The organism is Salinibacterium sp. G-O1, assembly GCF_030063305.1.
Lineage (GTDB): Bacteria > Actinomycetota > Actinomycetes > Actinomycetales > Microbacteriaceae > Rhodoglobus.
Genome location: NZ_JASISV010000003.1, coordinates 239,436 through 258,089, shown reverse-complemented (window position 1 = coordinate 258,089; position 18,654 = coordinate 239,436). Strand labels below are relative to the sequence as shown.

Annotated in this window: 17 protein-coding genes; 4 read left to right on the top strand and 13 right to left on the bottom strand. The window is 66.1% G+C overall.

What is annotated here, in order from left to right; genetic code table 11:
- Positions 1-27 precede the first annotated feature (27 nt).
- Positions 28-276, top strand: a complete 249-nt coding sequence (locus QMG83_RS12835; RefSeq protein ID WP_283505799.1) for a hypothetical protein — start codon at positions 28-30, stop codon at positions 274-276.
- 6 nt (positions 277-282) lie between these two features.
- Here the strand turns inward: QMG83_RS12835 and QMG83_RS12830 are convergent, their stop codons facing one another.
- The 3 genes from QMG83_RS12830 to QMG83_RS12820 form a co-directional block, all read right to left on the bottom strand.
- On the bottom strand, positions 283-1,134 hold the full coding sequence (locus QMG83_RS12830; RefSeq protein ID WP_283505798.1) for a serine/threonine-protein kinase: 852 nt from the start codon (positions 1,132-1,134) through the stop codon (positions 283-285).
- Positions 1,131-1,916: an EAL domain-containing protein gene (locus tag QMG83_RS12825; protein ID WP_283505797.1), complete on the bottom strand. Its 786-nt coding sequence runs from the start codon at positions 1,914-1,916 to the stop codon at positions 1,131-1,133. Before QMG83_RS12825 ends, QMG83_RS12830 begins: the two co-directional genes overlap by 4 nt.
- Positions 1,917-2,112: 196 nt before the next feature.
- Complete coding sequence (locus QMG83_RS12820; RefSeq protein ID WP_283505796.1) at positions 2,113-2,907, bottom strand: alpha/beta fold hydrolase; 795 nt, start codon at positions 2,905-2,907, stop codon at positions 2,113-2,115.
- A gap of 218 nt (positions 2,908-3,125) precedes the next feature.
- On the opposite strand from QMG83_RS12820, the gene QMG83_RS12815 reads away from it, so the two are divergent.
- Positions 3,126-4,529 carry a hypothetical protein gene (locus QMG83_RS12815; RefSeq protein ID WP_283505795.1) on the top strand — a complete coding sequence of 468 codons (1,404 nt, stop codon included), beginning with the start codon at positions 3,126-3,128 and terminating at the stop codon, positions 4,527-4,529.
- Here the strand turns inward: QMG83_RS12815 and QMG83_RS12810 are convergent.
- The 6 genes from QMG83_RS12810 to QMG83_RS12785 form a co-directional block, all read right to left on the bottom strand.
- Positions 4,518-6,182, bottom strand: coding sequence for a DUF3179 domain-containing (seleno)protein (locus QMG83_RS12810; protein ID WP_283505794.1), 1,665 nt, complete (start codon positions 6,180-6,182; stop codon positions 4,518-4,520). The two genes, QMG83_RS12815 and QMG83_RS12810, sit on opposite strands and share 12 nt — an antisense overlap.
- Positions 6,183-6,191: 9 nt before the next feature.
- On the bottom strand, positions 6,192-6,647 hold the full coding sequence (locus QMG83_RS12805) for a thioredoxin family protein (protein WP_283505793.1): 456 nt from the start codon (positions 6,645-6,647) through the stop codon (positions 6,192-6,194).
- A 103-nt stretch (positions 6,648-6,750) separates the two neighbouring features.
- Positions 6,751-7,503, bottom strand: a complete 753-nt coding sequence (locus tag QMG83_RS12800; RefSeq protein WP_283505792.1) for an NAD(P)H-hydrate epimerase — start codon at positions 7,501-7,503, stop codon at positions 6,751-6,753.
- Positions 7,504-7,519: 16 nt separating this feature from the next.
- Positions 7,520-9,358, bottom strand: coding sequence for a glycoside hydrolase family 15 protein (locus tag QMG83_RS12795; protein ID WP_283505791.1), 1,839 nt, complete (start codon positions 9,356-9,358; stop codon positions 7,520-7,522).
- A gap of 119 nt (positions 9,359-9,477) precedes the next feature.
- On the bottom strand, positions 9,478-12,138 hold the full coding sequence (locus QMG83_RS12790; protein WP_283505790.1) for a cation-translocating P-type ATPase: 2,661 nt from the start codon (positions 12,136-12,138) through the stop codon (positions 9,478-9,480).
- A gap of 64 nt (positions 12,139-12,202) precedes the next feature.
- Positions 12,203-13,531 (bottom strand): CotH kinase family protein, encoded by a 1,329-nt coding sequence (locus tag QMG83_RS12785; RefSeq protein ID WP_283505789.1) that lies wholly within the window; start codon positions 13,529-13,531, stop codon positions 12,203-12,205.
- Between the two features lie 147 nt (positions 13,532-13,678).
- On the opposite strand from QMG83_RS12785, the gene QMG83_RS12780 reads away from it, so the two are divergent.
- Positions 13,679-14,608: a YHYH protein gene (locus QMG83_RS12780; protein WP_283505788.1), complete on the top strand. Its 930-nt coding sequence runs from the start codon at positions 13,679-13,681 to the stop codon at positions 14,606-14,608.
- Positions 14,609-14,610: 2 nt separating this feature from the next.
- Entirely contained in the window at positions 14,611-15,243 is a 633-nt protein-coding gene (locus QMG83_RS12775; protein WP_283505787.1) for a DUF305 domain-containing protein, read from the top strand.
- A 52-nt stretch (positions 15,244-15,295) separates the two neighbouring features.
- Here the strand turns inward: QMG83_RS12775 and QMG83_RS12770 are convergent, their stop codons facing one another.
- From QMG83_RS12770 to QMG83_RS12755, 4 genes are all read right to left on the bottom strand, one after another.
- Positions 15,296-16,129: a nuclear transport factor 2 family protein gene (locus QMG83_RS12770; protein ID WP_283505786.1), complete on the bottom strand. Its 834-nt coding sequence runs from the start codon at positions 16,127-16,129 to the stop codon at positions 15,296-15,298.
- The gene (locus QMG83_RS12765; protein WP_283505785.1) at positions 16,129-16,584 is read right to left on the bottom strand and encodes a MarR family winged helix-turn-helix transcriptional regulator; all 456 of its coding nucleotides are present in this window, start codon (positions 16,582-16,584) and stop codon (positions 16,129-16,131) included. The genes QMG83_RS12770 and QMG83_RS12765 overlap by 1 nt, the downstream gene beginning before the upstream one ends.
- 184 nt (positions 16,585-16,768) lie before the next feature.
- Positions 16,769-17,128, bottom strand: a complete 360-nt coding sequence (locus QMG83_RS12760) for an iron chaperone (RefSeq protein ID WP_283505784.1) — start codon at positions 17,126-17,128, stop codon at positions 16,769-16,771.
- A complete protein-coding gene (locus tag QMG83_RS12755; protein ID WP_283505783.1) occupies positions 17,128-18,501 on the bottom strand; it encodes an L-serine ammonia-lyase in 1,374 nt (457 codons plus the stop codon). Before QMG83_RS12755 ends, QMG83_RS12760 begins: the two co-directional genes overlap by 1 nt.
- Positions 18,502-18,654 lie beyond the last annotated feature (153 nt).

Sequence of the window (18,654 nt, the reverse complement as noted above, 5' to 3'; positions counted from 1 at the left end):
ACCCGCACTGCAGCAGACAGGCTCTCGATGATCATTCACCGGCTTACCGTCGACGGTAAGGACTACTTTCTCCCTTCCCCCGTCGATGCGCTGAAGAACAGCATCCTCGACGCGATCAAGGCCGGCGGCGGCTACGTGACCGTGCCCCCGCTGCGTGGTGGCCCCGGGCTGGACATCCTGTTCTCCCCCGGAATGCCAGTGGTGTGGGCACAGATCGAGGTCGCCGAGACCGCGACTCCGCTCGTCGAACAGAGCTTTGACGCCGAAGGGCTGTAGCGAGCTTTAGCCCTGCGGAACTCGCAGAGCGTTTCGCAGAGCCTCGATCAGCTCGCCAGCGGTGGGTCGATCTGTGGGCTGACGCTCGGTCATCGCGGCGAGTACCGGCGCGAAACCGGCATCCACCGATGAAGGAATCTCGGGCCCACGCGCCAACCGGGCCGCGGTCGACTCGATCGGGCTGCCCGGGAACGCCAACTCGTTGGTGAAGCACTCGAGCAAGACGAGTCCGAGCGAATAGATATCGGATGCGGGGGTGATCGGTTTGCTCACGGCCTGCTCGGGGCTCATGTACGCGATGGTGCCGGCGAGGCCCTTCACCTGGTTTTCGCGAGTCAGCGTGTCGATGGCTATCCCGAAGTCGGTGAGCCTCGCCCGCGGGCGCGAATGCAGGGTGCCGTAGTCGACGAGCATGATGTTGGATGGCGTGATGTCGCTGTGGATGACTCCTCGCCAGTGGATGTATTCGAGAACCTCCGCAATCTCGAAACCGATCTCGCCGATTTCGCGCGTCGAAAGTTGGCGCTTGTTGATGATCTGGCGGATCGTGTGGCCCTGCACGAGTTCCATCACGATGAAGGGACGCGGATCGGTGGGGGTCGAGTCGTCGATCCCTGCGTCGATGACGGCAACAACGCCGTGATGGCTGAGGCCCGCAAGGAGCCGCAGCTCCTCCTTTTGCGTCCTGACGTCTGCGACGGCTCCCGCCTTGAAGAGCTTGATGGCAACGTCCCGCCCGAGAATTTCGTCCCGTCCGCGGTAGACAGATGACGACCCGCCGCGGGCGAGAATCTGTAGCGGGCGGTAGCGATTGAGCAGCAGCGGAGCATCCACAATGCTGCGATCCTTGACCGTCACGTCGACCGCGATGCCGTGATGAACTGGAGGAACTCCTCTGCTGGCATCGGCTTGCCGGTGAGGAAACCCTGCACGCGATCGACTCCGAGCGCTGACACCGCAGCGAGCTCCGTACTTGTCTCTATTCCTTCGGCCACGACGCGAAGGCCCTTGTCGTGGGCGAAGGAGATGACAGCAGCGAGCAGGGTCTTGGAGCTTGCAGTGCGATCCTTCACGAGACTCCGATCGATTTTGAGCTCGCTCGCCTGGAGGGCCAGCAGTTGTTCGATCGACGATTCGCCGGTGCCGAAATCGTCGATCGAGACGGTGACGCCAGCGGCGCGGAGCACCGCAAACCTTTCGCCCACGTCGACGATGTTGTGCACAACCTCGGACTCGGTAACTTCGATGGTGAGATGCCGGGGATCAAGGCCATGCCGGGCAGCCGTCTCGAGCACGCGCGCGGCGTACGACTCGTCGCGCAACTGGATGGCCGACACGTTCACTGCAATGTCAACATCTGAACCGCTGCGGCAGCACATTGCGGCGAAGTCGCACGCGGTGTCCAGCATGAAGTCGCCGATCTCCACGATGTTGCCTACGGCTTCTGCGAGCGGGATGAACACGTCGGGCGCTATCAGGCCGAGCCGCGGGTGGAACCAGCGGGCGAGGGCTTCAGCCCCGACGACCGCGCCGCCTGCAATCCCGACCAACGGCTGGTAGTACGCGACGATCTCACCGCGCGCCGCAGCCCCTGGCAGGTCAGCAGCCAGTTGCAGTCGTGTGCGCTCGTCTGTGGTCATCAGTCCCTCGTGGTTGGGTGAATCAGCATGAATAGATCGTGCCGCTGCGACCTCACGTCGACAAGGCGCGCGCGACGATGAAAAGCGTGTCTATAATGCGCAAATGGTGCCTAATAGGCTTCGCAGGCTCGAAAAATTGGCCGATATACCGCGACGTCGAGGGATGATACAACTCGAGTATTCATTGCGCAACGGGTCAATTCTGCGGCTTCTGCGCATCGGGCCGAGCTGCTGAGAGCCCAGCTGCAGCGCGACGGGTTTCCAGCCAGTGACGCAGCGACTCGTTGAACAGGTCCACGTTTTCGATGTTCCACTGGTGGTGCAGGCCGGGCGCCGTGGCGACGACGCTGCCGGGGATGCCCGCCGAGAGCCGGCGCAACGAGCCGACGGCGATCGCAGCAGAATCCGCTCCACCCGCGACGGCGATAGTCGGCACGGTGACGCCCTCCAGGACGGCCGAGGGAATTCCGCGCGCCACCTCATCCAGAATGGATCGGGCAGTTTCTCGCCTGATCCCGAGTCCCGTCTCGACAAAGAGGTCGGCGTCGTCTCCGGTGAGACCGTAACTTCGGGCAGTGCTTGTCCAGAAGCCGCGCTGGTTCCAGAACAGCATCATGAGGCGACCGAGCACGACGTGCCGTCCGGCGGGCTTCGTCACCTGGGCGCTGGCCAGGAACAGGCTCGCCACCTTGTGCGGGTGTCGAGCCGCGAGGTGCAGCGCGACGCTCGAGCCGAGCGACAGGCCGACGACGTGGGCGCCGTCAGGAATCTGGTTGGCAAGATCATCGGCAGTTGCTTCGAGCGATCGCCACGGCAGGTGGTTGCTGGCCCCGAAACCCGGCAGGTCGGGCACCAGCACCCGGTAGTCGGCGAAGGCGGGAACCTGCTGCCCCCACATCCAGCCCGCGACGTTGCCGCCGTGGAGGAACACGAGGGTTTCTGCGGGGCCGGTGCCACCGGCGGCACTCGCCTCAAACGTTTGTATCTCCACGGAGGGCTCCCTGAGGTCGGGTGGTCATTGTTCGTGACCCCTACGACATCGAGTCTTGGTGACGTGGGATACAGAAGCGACACGGTCGGTGGTGTTCTACTGGGGCGCAGGGTCGACGTAGACAATTTTTCGATGAGAGAAGCGGCATGACGGTGTGGGGATCTCTGGCGAGGTGGGAGCTGTCGACCCGCCCGATCCATCCCGAAAGTCGGCTGGCAATGCAACGGCGATGGTCCGAGCTGCCGGCGGAAGTGCAGACCGACAACCAGCTTCTGGGGCGCAGCGCGATCGGGTGTGAGGGAACACATGGTGTGTTTCCGAAGTGCAACCTGACCTGCTCGCCCTGCTATCACTCCGCTGACGCGAACAAGGTGAGCGTTGACGGGGGCCACACGCTCGAGCAGGTCGAGAAGCAGATGGCGTTCGCCCGCCAAATGCGGGGCCCGCGGGCCCATGCGCAGCTCATCGGCGGTGAGGTGAGCCTGCTCCCCGCCGCCGACCACGCCGCCGCCCTGGCGATCATGCGGCGTCATGGGCGTGAACCCATGTCGATGACGCACGGCGATTTCGACTACGACTACCTCCTCGATGTGGTGCTCGACGATCAGGGACGACGTCGTTTCGATCGCGTGTCTTTCGCCGCCCACTTCGATTCGTTGATGCGCGGCCGCAGAGGGGCCGTGCGACCCCACAGCGAAGCCGAGCTGAACCCGTCCCGAGCGCGGTTCGCCCGGATGTTCACCGACCTGAGGCGCCAGCACGGTGTGCGCTCCTACCTGGCGCACAACATGACGGTCACCCCGTCGAACCTGCCAGAGGTCGCAGACACGGTTCGGGCGGTGCTCGACATGCCGTTCGACATGATGTCGTTTCAGCCGGCCGCCTACATCGGCGACGATCGCCGCTGGAAGGAAGACTTCTCCGACGTGTCGATCGACGCCGTGTGGTCGCAGGTGGAGGCGGGCGCCGGGCAGTCCCTGCCGTGGCGCGCCACGCAATTCGGGCATCCCTCCTGCAACCGTTACACGACCGGCGTGCAGGTCGACGGGCGATTCACGGTCGCCCTGGATCCCGACAATGCCCGGGATATCGCGGCGCGCGACACGCTTCTGGCGCATGCCGGGGGGATGGTCTTCGGGGGCACACCCTGGCCGGTGTTGGCGGTGAAGCTCGTTCGAGCGGCACTGCGTCACCCCGGTGACGTGGCGGTCGCGGTCGGCCAGCTTCGCCGGATCGTCAGGCGAGCGGGCGGCATCCGCCTGCTTCTCCGGGCTGCACTTGCACGGCGAGTGTCATTTCGAACCTTCGTGGTGCACAGCTTTATGGATGCCGAGCAGGTTGCGCCCGCCTGGGATCTGCTGCAGCGCGGCGTGATGAGCGACGATGCGTCGGTGCGCGAGACGCAGGTGCGACTGCAATCGTGCTCCTATGCGATGAGCCATCCGGATGACGGGCGTCTCGTGCCTGCGTGCGTGCAGCACTCCGTTCTGGATCTTGCGGAGACACGGCAGCTGCGCGATCTTCTGCCGCTCACCCCGGTGGAGGCGAGCAGCCGACCCGCCGGGTTGACCGCGGTGCGGCGCACCGGCTCCCGCGTGGAAAGCCGACAGTCAGCGGGTTGACGGATCAAGCACAATGCCCGACTCCTGGTTCTGGACTGCCCAGCTGAACCACATCTCAAAGTAGAAGGGCAGCGAGCGCCCGTCCCCGTCGCGCACGTCAAGCTCCCCGCCGGTCACCGTCAGGCTCACCGGCGCGCCGCCCACGTCGGCCTGGAGTGAACCCGCCTCTCGCAAGGCAAGCCACGGTACGGCGACGCGCTGCTCGTCGACAATGAACGCGGCCACGATCATCTTGGCGGGGTAACGCTCGTCTACTGTCGATGGGGTGAAGTAGAACTGGTTGCTCTGGTCGTAGTCTCCGTACGGGTTGTTCTCGTAGTCGCGCGCATGACCGGTGTTGGAACTCAGCACCAGGGCGTCGGGGTATGACTCGCGCACGTCGCCGAGCGAGAGCAGCTGGAACGGATGCAGCGCCAGCTCGGTTCCGACAAACTCACCGGCGAGCGCGCGGCCTGTGCTCTGCTGCCACAGCCCCTCTGTGGCGCGGTCAAACATGATCATGTTGCTGTCGATGAGCCCCCCGCTCACCCCGAAGGTCGTGTCTGTGCCGTCGGGCAGCGTGCGCTCGAACACGATGGCGCTGCCACACAGCGGGCAGAAGGTCACGGCGACGGGAACGCCCTCGATCGTGTCGTTGACGGTCTCGTGCCACACCAGCACGTTGTAGCTGTAGACACGCACGGGATTGGCGCCATCCGCGAGCACGATGGCCTGCACGTCGTCGCCCCACGTCACCTGGTTGATCGGCAGGAACCCGGGATCGTTCAGGGCGGGGATGCCGTCACGGGCCGGCCCGCCGGATACCGCCTGGAAGATGGCGGGGTCGGCGCTCTGCCAGTCGATCCCGGCAAACTGTTGCTCGAGAAAGGCGGGCGGCTCAACCGGCGCGCTGCCGTCGATGCGCACGGGGTCTGGCGCATCCACCCCGGTGTCGACGTTGTCGAGAATGTCCTGCTCCAGCAGAACCGCCCCGAGGATGCCCCGCTCGACCAACCAGGCCTCGATGTCTTTGACCACCCCGGTGGCGGTGAGGATCCCGACGACGATGAGCACGCCGCCGAGCGAGCGCCGGAACACGCCGCTGGGGTTGACCGCCCACTTCATGCGCCGGGTCACCGACTGCCCGCCGAGCGCGATCAGCAGCATCACGGCGCTCAGGCCGACCGTGTAGGCGAGGAGGTTCACGAACCCGACCGCGAAGCTTGTGGGCAGCACGGCGGCGAGAATCAGTCCGTAGGTGGGGCTGCAACTCGTGAAGATGGGCCCAAGCGAAAGTCCGAGCAGCAGCGAGCGCGCGGTGCCGGTCCGCTGGGACGACGAGTCGACCAGCTCACCGGTGGCTCGCTGCAGGCCAGAGCCGACCGAGATGCGCTCCCACAGCGCTGGGAACGCCAGGGTGAGCCCGATGAACACGACCAGCGAGCCCGACACGATGAGCCAGACGTCGGTCGGCACGCCGAGCAGCGCGGTCGCTCCGCGAATCAGGAGCGTGAATGCCACAACCGAGACGGCAAGGCTCGCGATGATTACGTAGGTGCTGCGACGCCCCGACTCTGCGGCAGACCCGGCCAGGATGACGGGAAGCAGCGGCAGCACGCACGGCGAGAGCACGGTCAGTATCCCGGCGAGCAGCGAAAGCGGTAACAGTTCCATGAACGCCACTCACTCCGTGACGATGGTGGCGAGCACTTCGTCAAGCGAGCGTGAGAGCTCCCAGCGGGCGATGCCCGCGCCGTCGAGGTCGATCTGCACCAGGGTGTGCTGGCGCACTACGCCGTACTGCTGCTTGAGGTCGGTGGAGTCGTCGTAGTCGACAACCAGAATGCGCACGTCGTCGGGAATGCTCTGCTGGTTGGCGGCGATGTCATCACGCAGAACCTTGCACGTCGAGCACCACGCGGCGCTGAAGAACAGGACGACGGTGTCGTCAGGGCCTGCCGCGGCCAGCGCCTGCTCGCTGTATGGCTGATACCGCTCAGACGACCCGGCCAGCTCAGCCGCACTCGACGGTGCCGAACTGGATGGTGCCGCACTCGGCTCAGCCCCGCGCGGCAGCGCAACGATGGCGACGACGGCGGCCAGCACCGCCACAATGATGCCGATCAGGAGCAGTCTCATGCGGTGCCTCTTCCGTCGGGCAGACCTCTTCAGTGGAGGTTAGACGAGTCGGCACAGTGGGCTCGGTGAGCTGGGACACACTGGCACGATCATCCATCGACCGTCAGTGATCCCCGCCATCCGGACCGCGGGTAAGGCGCACCCGATAGCCGGGGGTGAAGAGAGCATCCGGCAGGTCGATGCCGACCCGCCGGTAGACCTCCCTGGGGATGCCGATGTCTGCCAGCCAGAGCTCGCCGACCGCGTCGACGTCCAGGCCGGTCTTGGGTAGGGCGAGGGTCATCGTGTGGGTCGCGCGCACGGCGACCCCAGGGGTTGCACCCGTCGTGGAGTCGACCCCGGATGGCACGTCGAGCGAGACCACCGGGCCGGTGCGGCCCGATGCCCACGTGATGAGCTCGGCGGCAGCGCCGTGGGGAGCACCTCCGAGGCTGTAGCCCAGCACAGCGTCGACCACCAGCTCGGCATCCAGCGTCCCGAGGTCACGAATGCCCGCGAGTCGCCCGTCGGTTGCTCGGTACAGCGCGAGCTGGTCGGCAGGCACGCCTGTCAAACGTGACGGATCAGACACCACCACCGTGACATTGGCCCCGTGGTTGGCCAGATGGCGGGCAGCGCAAATACCTCCGCCGCCATTGCCTCCGGTGCCGGCCAGAACGACGATCGGTGCGGCAGGCCACCGCTCACCCAGCAGCTCCACGCACAGCGATGCGAGGTTTCTGCCGGCGTTCTCCATCATCTGGTGCAGATTCGGCCCCACCTCCTCGACCGCCACCCGATCGACCTCCCGCATCTGCTCGGTCGTGATGGCAGGCACGACGAGCCCGGTCAGGGCTGAAAAGGCATCCACCGTCATCGTCTGTCCGTCGCTGTTAGTGATCGCCGTCGGCGGGATGACCGCGCTCGGCCTGGTCGATCGCCCACGCCGCATTGACCAGACCGACGTGGCTGAAAGCCTGGGGAAAGTTGCCCAGCTGTTCGCCGGTCTCCGAGTCGATCTCCTCGGCGAGCAGACCGACGTCGCTGATGTGGCTTACTGCCCTCTCGAACACGTCTCGGGCCTCGTCCACCCGGCCGCCGGATGCGAGCACCCGGGCGAGCCAGAAGGTGCACAGCAGGAATGTGCCCTCGTTGCCGTCCAGTCCGTCGACACCGGTGTGAGTCTGGTACCGGAAGACGAGTCCTCGGTCGTCGGTGAGCCGCTCGATGATCGCGTCAGCGGTGGCGAGCACGCGTGGATCGGATGCCGGCAGGAACCCGACGATCGGGATCATCAGTGACGATGCATCCAAATCGGCCGAATCGAAGGACTGGGTGAAGGCGCCGGCCTCCTCGTTCCACCCCTCCTCGAGGATGGCAGCGCGGATTCGGGCTGCCGTTGCCGACCACTCGGCGACCCGGTCGGTGGCGTGCAGCTGGTCGGCCAGGGCGATCGCCCGGTCGAGAGCGACCCAGCACATGAGCTTCGAGTAGAGAAAGTGGCGCGGCTCACCTCGAACCTCCCAGATGCCGTTGTCGGGCTGCTCCCACTGCGCTGCGGCCGCGTCGGCGAGAGCGACCAGGAAGGTGCGCGTGGCCGGCTCGATGTCACCCAGTTGTTCCCGCAGTCGGAATGCCGCGTCAAGCAGTTCGCCGTAGACGTCCAGTTGCGGCTGATCCCAGGCCCCGTTGCCGACCCGCACCGGTGCGCTCCCCCGCCATCCGGAGAGCTGTGGAAGCAGCCGCTCAGACAGGTCGTGTTCACCGCCGACACCAAACATGATCTGCAGGTGACGGTCGGGTTGGGAGTGCGCGGCGGCCGCCGTCATGAAGGCGAAGAACTCGTGGGCCTCGTCGGGGCAGGCAGCAACCCAGAGGGCTTTCATGGTGAAGCTGGCGTCGCGAACCCAGGCGTAGCGGTAGTCCCAGTTGCGTTCGCCGCCGATCTCTTCGGGCAGGGATGTTGTGGCTGCGGCCACGATCGCCCCCGTGGGCTGGTAGCTCAGCGCCTGCAGCACCCGTCCGGAGTGGTGCACCAGCTCGCGCCAGGGTCCGTCGTAGCTCTGGTGGATCTCGGACCACTCCTGCCAGCTCGCGGTCGTGGTCGCCAGGCCGGCCGCGATCTCATCCTGGGTACGCGCGCCGGGCAGCGGCTCGCCGAGGGGTGTGCGCTGCAGCGCGAAGTACTGATGTTGTCCCGCGTCGAGGGTCAGCTGCATCCGGACCTCACCATCGATGATGGTTGCCGCATCGGGAAGCGACAGGGTAAGCCGGCCCGAACCGCCCGTGGCGATGACCCCGGATTCGATCTCGGCAAGAATCGGCACCACCAGCCCATATTCGGGGCGGGGCCGGCAGATCATCTCGATGGTGACCCGTCCGGCGGTGCAGTGAACGCCGCGCAGCAGCGCATGTGGGGCGTTCTCGCCGAGGCTGTGTGGGTCGGTCGAGTCGCCCAGCTCGAGGGCGTCGAGCAGTTCGAGGGTTCCCTCATCGGTGTGGAAGGTGGTCTGCAGCACCATCGATCCCTCCACGTAGGAGCGCGTTGACGTGCTCGGCGCCGTGGGCCGGATCGACCAGTGCCCGGCATCGTCGTCAAGGATCGACGCGAACACCGATTCGCTGTCGAACCGCGGGAAGCACAACCAGTCGATCGAGCCATCCCGGGTCACCAGGGCTGCGGAATGCCGATCAGAGAGCAGCGCGTGATCGGCAATCGGGATGTCACTCATGGCAGTTTCTCCGCGTCGATCGGCTCCGGGTGGTACTCCACGGTAGGTCAGCCGTCTGCGAATCGTCAGCATGGCAGATCACAGAGCGACGTCCTCGGGCGGTGCGACGCTCGGCAACGCTATTCGGCGCGGGCTCGTGCCGACGCACGCACGCGCCGCACAAACTTCTCGGCCTCGATGAGCCCCAGCACGCTCGACGCGGCGAGCGCGCAACCCACCCACTGACCGAGGGTGAGCGGCACCAGCCCCAGCACCGCCGCGCTGACGGGCCAGGTCATGGCCAGCCACTGCAACCCGAGGGCGCCGAGGGCCGTGATGATGAGAAACGGGTTGCTGAACGGGCTGACGGTGAAGAGCGAGCGGCGTTCGGTTCGGGCGCTGCCCGATTGGAAGAAGCTCATGATGACGAACACCGTCATGGTGATCGTGCGCACGCGCTCGATGTCGTAGCCTGCGGCGAGCGCCAGCTGGAAGGTGATGAGCAGCACGCCGGCCATCCAGCTCGCCGAGATGACGGTGCGCAGCCACAGTTCGCGAGAGAGGATGCCCTCGCGCGCGGCCCGCGGAGGTCGCGTCAGCTCGTCACCCTCGGCAGGCTCGAACGCGAGCGCCACATCCTGCAGGCCGCTCGTGACGACGTTGATCCACAACACCTGCACCGGAATCAACAGCAGTGGTTGCTCGAGGAAGAAGCTGATGGAGACGGCGAGCATGATGCCGAACCCGGTCGACAGCAGGAAGAACGTGGCCTTGCGGATCGCCGAGAACACGATGCGTCCCTGCCGCACCGCCTCGACGACCGTCGCGAAGCGGTCGTCGGTGAGCACCACATCCGAGGCTGCGCGGGCGACGTCGGTGCCCGACTTGCCCATGGCGACGCCGATCGAGGCCGCCTTGAGCGCGGGCGCGTCGTTCACGCCGTCGCCGGTGACAGCGACCGTCTCACCGTTCGCCTGGAGTGCCTGAACGACGCGCAGCTTGTCGGAGGGCGAGACCCGCGCGACCACGCCGACCTGGGCGACGCGCCTGGCCAGTTCCGCGTCATCCAGACCGCTGAGTTCGTCGCCCGTGATCACGTCGTCGCAGTGGGCGATGCCGAGCCGTCGCGCGATCGTCGTCGCGGTCAGAGGGTGGTCGCCCGTCACCATGATCACGCGCATCCCCGCACCGACGCAGAGTGCGACTGACTCGAGCGCCTCCGCTCTGGGCGGGTCGGTGAGGGCGACAAGCCCGAGCAGGGCCAGCCCGGTGGGGGATGGCAGGTCGGGTACCGAGATCTCGTCGGCAGTCACATGGCGGCGAGCGAGCGCCAGCACGCGATACCCGTCGCGAGCCAGCTGGTCGTGCGCGTCACGCACCCTCTGGCGTGCCGCATCGTCGAGAGACCCTCCCCCGTCCTCCGACGAGCACATCGAGAGCACGAGCTCTGTGGCACCCTTCACATAGAGCGTGAGCGGCGCGCTGCCCTCACCGTCCCGACGTAGCGATTGTGAGTAACGGTTTTGCGGTTCGTACGGCAGGTGCGCCACCTGATCGGGCAGCTCGCTGCCACCGCGAGTCACACCGAGGGCGCGCGCCAGGGTGGCGAGCGCCACGTCGACCGAGTCCCCGATGAACCCGTGCTCCTCATCGACGGGGGCGTGCGACTCGTTCACGAGCGCTCCCGCTTCCACCAGGTTGCGCAGCACCCCGGCCGGTGGATGCGGGAGACCGGAGACCTCGAGAACACCGTCGCTGGGCACCCAGAGTCGTTCGACGGTGAGCCGGTTCTCGGTCAGCGTGCCCGTCTTGTCGCTCGCAACGACAGTGGTCGAGCCGAGAGTCTCGGCGGCCGGCAGTGTGCGCACGATTGCCCCCTGAGCGGCCATCCGGCGCACCCCGATCGCGAGGGCGATCGTCATCACCACCGGCAGAGCTTCGGGGATCGTGGCCACCGCCATGGCGATCGCCGACAGGAACACCGTCTCGAGGTTTTCGCCCAGCACGAGTCCGGTGACGATTACTGTGGCGGCAACGGCGGCGACAAAGATGCCAATGCGGCGCTCCAGGCTGCGGATGCTCTGCTGCAGTGGCGTGCGCTCCGAGGTCGTCTGCACCAGTTCGTTGATGCGACCGAGCTCGGTGTCGCGGGCCGTCGCCACGACCACGCCCCGGCCCCGGCCGGAGGTGACGAAGGTGCCGCTGTAGAGCATCCCCAGGCGGTCGCCCAACCCGGCATGCTCGGAAACGGCAGCCGGAACCTTCTGCACCTGCTCCGATTCGCCCGTCAACATCGACTCGTCTACCTGCAGCACATGAGCGTCGAGCACGCGGATGTCTGCGGCGATCTGCTCCCCACTCTCGAGCATGACGATGTCGCCGGGCACCAGGTCAACCGCGGGCAGAGGGATGACGTGGCCGTCGCGCAGAGCCCGCGCCGCCGGCACGGTCATCGAGGCGAGCGCGAGCATCTCGCGCTCAGCGCGCGTCTCCTGCCAGAACCCGATCGATGCGTTCAGCACCAGCACGATGAGGATCGCGGTCGCATCGATCCAGTCCTGCAGCACCAGGGTGATCGCCCCCGCGATGAGCAGAATCGCGATCAGCGGCGACCGGAACTGCCGCAACGCGACCACCCACAGCGGCGCCCGCTTACGAACCTCCAGCTGGTTCGGTCCGAATCGGGCGCGGCGTTCAACCACCTCCGGAGCCGTCAGCCCCTCGGAGGTCACCCCCAGCCGAGCGAGAACCTCGGAGGGCGCGAGCCCATGCCACAGCACTACCGGCTCGCACGTTGTCATGGCCTCACGGTAGGACGGCGGGTCGCGGGACGGTAGGGCCGTTTGGCCCACCGCCCCGAGAGTCCTAGCTACTGAGGTATTGCGCGAACGACTCCCGCACCGCATCCGCCTCGAGGTCGACCGTGGCGGTCGGCACGAGGTCGTCGGCCTGGGTCGTGAACACGGTGACCCACTCGGTGACGGCCTGCTCGGCCGCCCCGCTGGAGTACAGCGTCGCGATCAGCTCGGTTTTGGCTGCGGTCACCAGTGCGGCGAAGTCGGAGTTCTCGAGGAAGCGCTCGGAGAGCACGTTGCCGTTGCTCGGCCCGCCGCCGGCCTGCCCGCCGACCTGCCCGCCGCCCGCGGGCGCGTCGCCCGCCGGTGGGCCGCCCTGACCTTGAACAGCTCCCTGCCCGGGCTGGCCGCCGTTCGCTCCGGGAGCCCCTCCTCCGCCGTCGACGTTTGCCGTGCCGAAGGCGAGGTTCAGGTCCCAGTTCACGACCGTCATGATCCCCGTCGTCTCGTCGTAGTGCAGGTAGGAGTTGTTGCCGGCTCCGTCGATGTCGTCGAAGTTGTCGACGAGGTCCTGGTACGCGAGGTAGGTGGCGAACGCGTCGACGTCGAGGTACTGGTCGAGGTCGGCAGCGAAGGTCGCGTCATCCGACTCGTTGATGAACTGCAGGAAGGTGATCAGGGGCTCGAGGTTGTCGTCTCCCGCTTCCTGATCGAAGATGTCGGTGTAGCTTTCGGGGTCGTCGCCGCGGTAGGTGTAGTCACCGCCGCTCTCGGCCTTGTAGAGCAGCCCGGTGGCGCCGAATTCCTGCTCGTCCCAGCCGTCGTTGGGGTTCTGGATGACGAGCCTCAGCTCGGTGGTGCCGCCATTGATGCTGAAACGGGATGACACGGCCTCCTCGCTCGCGAGCCCGGCCAGCGCCAGCATCTCCAGCGCAACCGCCTCGTTGATCGCGGTCTCGGTGCTGCTCCCCCGCACCACCAGTTCGGTCTCGCCGTCCAGGGATTGGCCGTCGACGAACTTGTCGAGCCGGATCACCCACGGCAGCGACGCCGGGTCGCTGTCAGCCGTCACCACCCGCAGGCTCGAATTGCCCTTGAGCTTGAGGCCGACGTCGGTGAAGGTCTGCCCGTCGATGACGACCGTGGCGCTCACCCACTCCTTGTCGCCCGTGGCCAGGTAGGTGTCGATGAGCCCCTGCAGTTCTGCGGGGTCGACCACGAGTTCGATGCTGTGCACGGCGCTCGAATCCCACAGCGCAGCCGTGACGCCGGTTGGGGCGATGCTCGTGTCGGTCGTGGCTGTCGTGGATACCGAGCAGGCGGTGAGGCTCGCCGCCACGAGTCCGATGCCGACGAAGGCCGCAACGCTTCTGGTCACTGTGCGGGATGGGGTGATCATGTCATCCAGCGTGCCGGTCGGTCTTTGGCCGACTCTGTGTGGACGCTATGCAACGCCTATGGATGCCGCTGAGACCGATACCTCTCGCGCCACACGAGTTTCATAGGAATAGTCGCCACGATGGGCACATCACTATAGGGAGACATGATGAGACGACGAATTATCACCGCCGCCGCAACGAGCGCGCTGATGCTGGCCCTCGCCGGCTGCACTGCGGCCGAACCCGTAGTGGTTGAGACGACCACTCCAACGGCTGAGGCAACAACTGAGCCCGTAGTGGCAACGTTCGCGGCGTCTAATGGCGACTGCGACGCAATGGCCGCGACCCTGCGCAATGTGGAAAGTGTGAATCCTGACCTGGTCGACCCTGAACTATCGGCGACCTGCGATGGCGACAGTCTTATCATCCAGAGCAACAGCATTCCCGATTACCTCTATATCGCGACCACCCCGGGATCTCCCAGGGTCTCCGAAGTCACGATGACCATTCCGGTGAACCCCACGGTCGCCGATGAGCCCTCTGCGGTGCCCCTGCTTGGCGCCCTTGGTGTTGCGGTCGACGGTGTTCCGCTTTACGGGCCCACCGAAGGCACCGGCGGTGATGTGAAATCCCTCGAAGGCGCTCTCTCAGAGTGCGGCAGCCACAGCGGCCCCACCGACTTCCACATCCACTGGTTCGGCTTCGCCGATGGCGTCGACTGCCTCTACGGCGCCGACGAGGTTGCAACCGGCGACTCGCTCATCATCGGATGGGCAGCCGACGGCTACCCCATCATGTCGGGCGTCGTTTGCGCGGATGCCGGCTGCAGCGCGACTGTTCAGCTCACGAGCAGCTGGCAGCTCACCGACGAATCGCAGTTCGCCACAGACACCTGGGCAGCCCATAGCTACGTCGAGGGGTCAGGCGATCTCGATCAGTGCAATGGTCGCGTCGACAGCGACGGTCAGTACCGCTACTACTCGACAACTACGTTCCCCTATTTGTTGGGCTGCTATTACGGCAACGTCGCTGACGGCGCGCTCGGCGGCAACAATGCTGCAGGCCCCGGTCCCGGAGCTGGCGGGATAGGCGGCTAAGTATGCGCAGCCTCGGCCGCGCATCCAGCTCGGCTCCCAGCACGGCCCGCCGAAACTTTCTCGCCCTCGGGGCGTTCGCCGTGGCGGTCGCGGCACTCACCGCGTGCACAACGACCGATGGGTCCACCGGCAGCGGCACCACCGAATCACCCAACGAGGTCGACATCGGATTCTTCACCGACATGGCTCTGCACCACGAGCAGGCACTCGCCATGTGTCAACGGGTCATCGGGAGGGACAACGGCGACTCCGTGCAGGCGCTGGCCGCAGACATCCTGCAGAATCAATCGTTCGAGCGCGGGGTCATGCACACCTGGTTGGCGGTGTGGGGCGAGAGCACCGCCCCGCCCGCCACGGTGATGGGGTGGATGGGCATGGAAATGCCTGCATCAGAAATGATGGGATTGGCGACTGACGAACAGATGAGCTCGCTCGCCACCACGACGGGGCTGGCTCAGGGTCGCCTCTTCCTCAGCTTGATGAGAGCCCACCATGTCGGCGGCGTGCACATGGCCGAGATGGCGCGGGAGGGCGCGGCGATCGCGACCGTGCGCTCGACCGCCGAACGCATGGCGAGCATCCAGAACTATGAAATCGGCATCATCGATCAGCTGCTCGCAACGACGTACGCCTAGCTGTCGACGTGACAGCGTGCGGGACGATCAGCACTCGATGTGCGGTGAGGCGTCAGTACTTGAGCGGCGGGTTCGAGTCGTCGTAGATGCGCACGGTCGCGATCTTGCCGCCATCGCCGAGCACGTACACCGCAATACCGGCCTCGGGCGGCATCACCGTCGTCCCCCACTTCACGACGTTGTACTCGAGAGCGCTCGCGCGACCGTCGTCCGTGATGCTGCAGTGCTCGAGCACGACGCCGCCGCCGTTCGAGAAGAAGAACGTGTACATCCCGCGCAGATCGTCGAGACCGCGGTGCACGAACTGGTCGCCAGCGGGCTCCCGGATCGAGGCATCCGGTTCAAGCGTCGCGAGAATGCGCTCAGTGTCGCCCGCGGCGAGGGCATGAAAGTACTCGGCGATGATGGGCGGTTCGTTCAGGTCGGGGTCGGCCTGCAGAAGCGGTTGCCGGATGGCATGCCCGCCGGTGATCGGCCAGGTGCTGTGGTACAGCCGCAGTTCGACGATCAACCCGCCAGGCTCGCGGTCGGCGACGATAGCCATGAGAAGACGGATGCGTCCGTCGTCACCGTCGTAGCTCAGCACTACCTCTTCGATGCTGCGCGACTCGGTCACGATGAGGTCGACGGGCTCCACCTCTGCGTTCCGTGCCTTCAGGTCGGCGGCGGTCTGGCGCATGTAGCGCGTGAACGCCGCGGCACCCTTCACCCGACCCTGGCTGGGGTGGTGAAGCTGCGGCTCGCCGGCGAAGGAGCGCACGAGAGCGTCGGGGTCGTCGGAGAGGAGTCCGGCAAAGTACGGCACGGCTCCGACGGTCTCGGTCTCTTGCGCGAGCGCAACGTCGCTGAGGAATTTGGCGGAGAAGAGTTGTGGATCCCAGGGCATTAGTCATTTCCTTTCGAGGTGGTTTTGACGGTATCCGCGGTGCGGAACCGAAGTTTGTGCAGTGCCTCGGCGAGCACGCGCCGCTCGTCGGCACTGAGCCGGGCGTCGACCCGGATAGCCAGCTCGGCGCGCACCAGCTCGGCCGCGCGCTCGCGCGCTGCTATCCCGGTATCGGTGAGTTGGAGTACCGAGGAACGCCGGTCGTCGGGGTTAGCTTGCCGCGTAACGAGTCCTGCTCGCTCGAGCCGATCCGCGAGCTTGCTCGCGCCTCCGACGGTGATGACGAGGTCATCCGCGAGGTCGTTGACCCGGGAGTTGCCACGGGCCGCGATGACTCTCAGCCCCTCGCAGTCACTCAGCGGCAGGCCGAGCTCGGCGCGCAGGCGGGCATCAAGCGCACCCCACAGTTCGATCTCGAGGCCGACGAGATCTGCGAACAACGCCTCGGATGTCATGTTTTACCTTCCCGGGATTTATATTACTAGTAATATACATTCCGGGAATGTTCTTGGCAAGCGACGGCGACGGCCCGCCCGCAGAGTCACGCGGCCGTCAGCCGCGCGCACGTTGCGCAGTCATGCCTGGGCGACCGCCTGGGTGCATCTCCCGGTGGTGTCCGCTGAATCCGATGCGAGAAATCTAACGCCGAGCCTTCATGTCAATCTCGGCCTGACGAAATCGCACTATCTTTTCAACCAGACTTATTTGCAACGGCTTTTCTGGCGTGAACCGGACGATCCTGCTCCCGACATTGTGAGTTTTCAGCTCGTCGGAAAGGGCTTTCATCGCGTCGCCTTGCATCACGAGCAGGGCAAGATGGTCTTTGGCGGCGCTAAAACTAACGAGGTACTTGCCCCGATATCGAAAGGCCGGAACCTTGGTGCTGATCGTTTCGATGGCTTCAGGCACAAGCGACGCAATGGTCTCGCGCAACTGTTGAAGGGCGGCCTGTTGAACCGGGGGCAGCCCACTGAGATATTCATCGGTGTTCAGCACCATCAGCACTCGATGACGTTGACGGCGAGGCCCCCGCGGGAGGTCTCCTTGTACTTGCTCTTCATGTCGGCACCGGTCTGGCGCATCGTGCGGATGACCTTGTCGAGCGACACCTTGTGCTCACCGTCGCCACGCAACGCCAGGCGAGCGGCGTTGATCGCCTTCACGCTGCCCATCGCGTTCCGTTCGATGCACGGAATCTGCACGAGTCCGCCGATGGGGTCGCAGGTCAGCCCGAGGTTGTGCTCCATGCCGATCTCGGCCGCGTTCTCCACCTGTGCCGGCGTGCCGCCGAGCACCTCACAGAGGCCCGCCGCGGCCATCGCGCAGGCCGAGCCGATCTCGCCCTGGCATCCCACCTCGGCGCCGGAAATCGACGCGTTCTCCTTGATGAGGATGCCGACAGCGGCAGCGGCAAGAAGCACCCGCACCACGCCATCGTCGTCGGCGCCCGGCACAAATTTCGTGTAATAGTGCAGCACCGCGGGGATGATCCCGGCGGCCCCGTTGGTCGGCGCGGTGACAACCCGGCCACCCGCGGCATTCTCCTCATTCACGGCAAGAGCGAAAAGGTTGACCCATTCCATGGCGCGGATCGGATCAACGCTGTCCTCCTCCGCCGTCAGCTCCGCGAAGAGGGCGGGGGCACGGCGTCGAACCTTCAGCCCACCAGGAAGGATGCCCGACTGCCCGCAGCCCGCCGCCACGCACTCCTGCATGACGGACCACAGGTGCAGAAGCCGGCTGCGCACTTCGGCCTCGGGCCGCCAGGAGCATTCGTTGGCCATCATGACCTCGGACATGCTCATGCCCTGCTCCGCGCAGTGCGCGAGAAGCTCGCGACCTGTCGTGAACGGGTACGGCACCTCGGTCGGGTCAACCACGACTCGGTCCGCGCCCACCGCAAGCTCGTCGACAACGAAACCACCGCCGACCGAGTAGTAGGTGCGCAGCGAGAGGCTGTCGCCCGATTCGTCGAACGCCTCGAAGGTCATCCCGTTCGGGTGCGCGGGCAACGACTCGCGCCGGTGCAGCAGCACATCCTCCTTGAAGGCGAAGTCCACGATGTGGGTGCCGGCGAGCCGGAGTTGGCCGGCCGTGCGCGCGTCCGCCATTCGAGACTCGACGCTGGCCGTGTCGACGGTCTCCGGATCTTCGCCCTGCAGTCCGAGGATTACCGCCTTGTCGGAGCCGTGGCCGCGACCGGTGGCGCCGAGCGAACCGTAGAGCTGAGCCTGAACACGGGTGGTGCGATCCAGGATGCCGGACTCCGCCAACCCGTCGACGAACCGCTTCGCAGCGCGCATCGGGCCGACCGTGTGCGATGACGACGGGCCGATGCCGATCGAGTAGAGGTCCAGGGCGCTCAGTGCCATCGCGGCAGCTCAGGTTCGGAATATTCGTGCATCGGGTCCCCGTTCGGAGTGGTCGGGATGCCCAGCGCGAGCAGCGGTGCTCCCTCCGGCAGCCTACCTCGGCGGCGACAGGGAGGTGCTTCCCATGGTCGAGTCAACCGCAGGAGTCCGGCT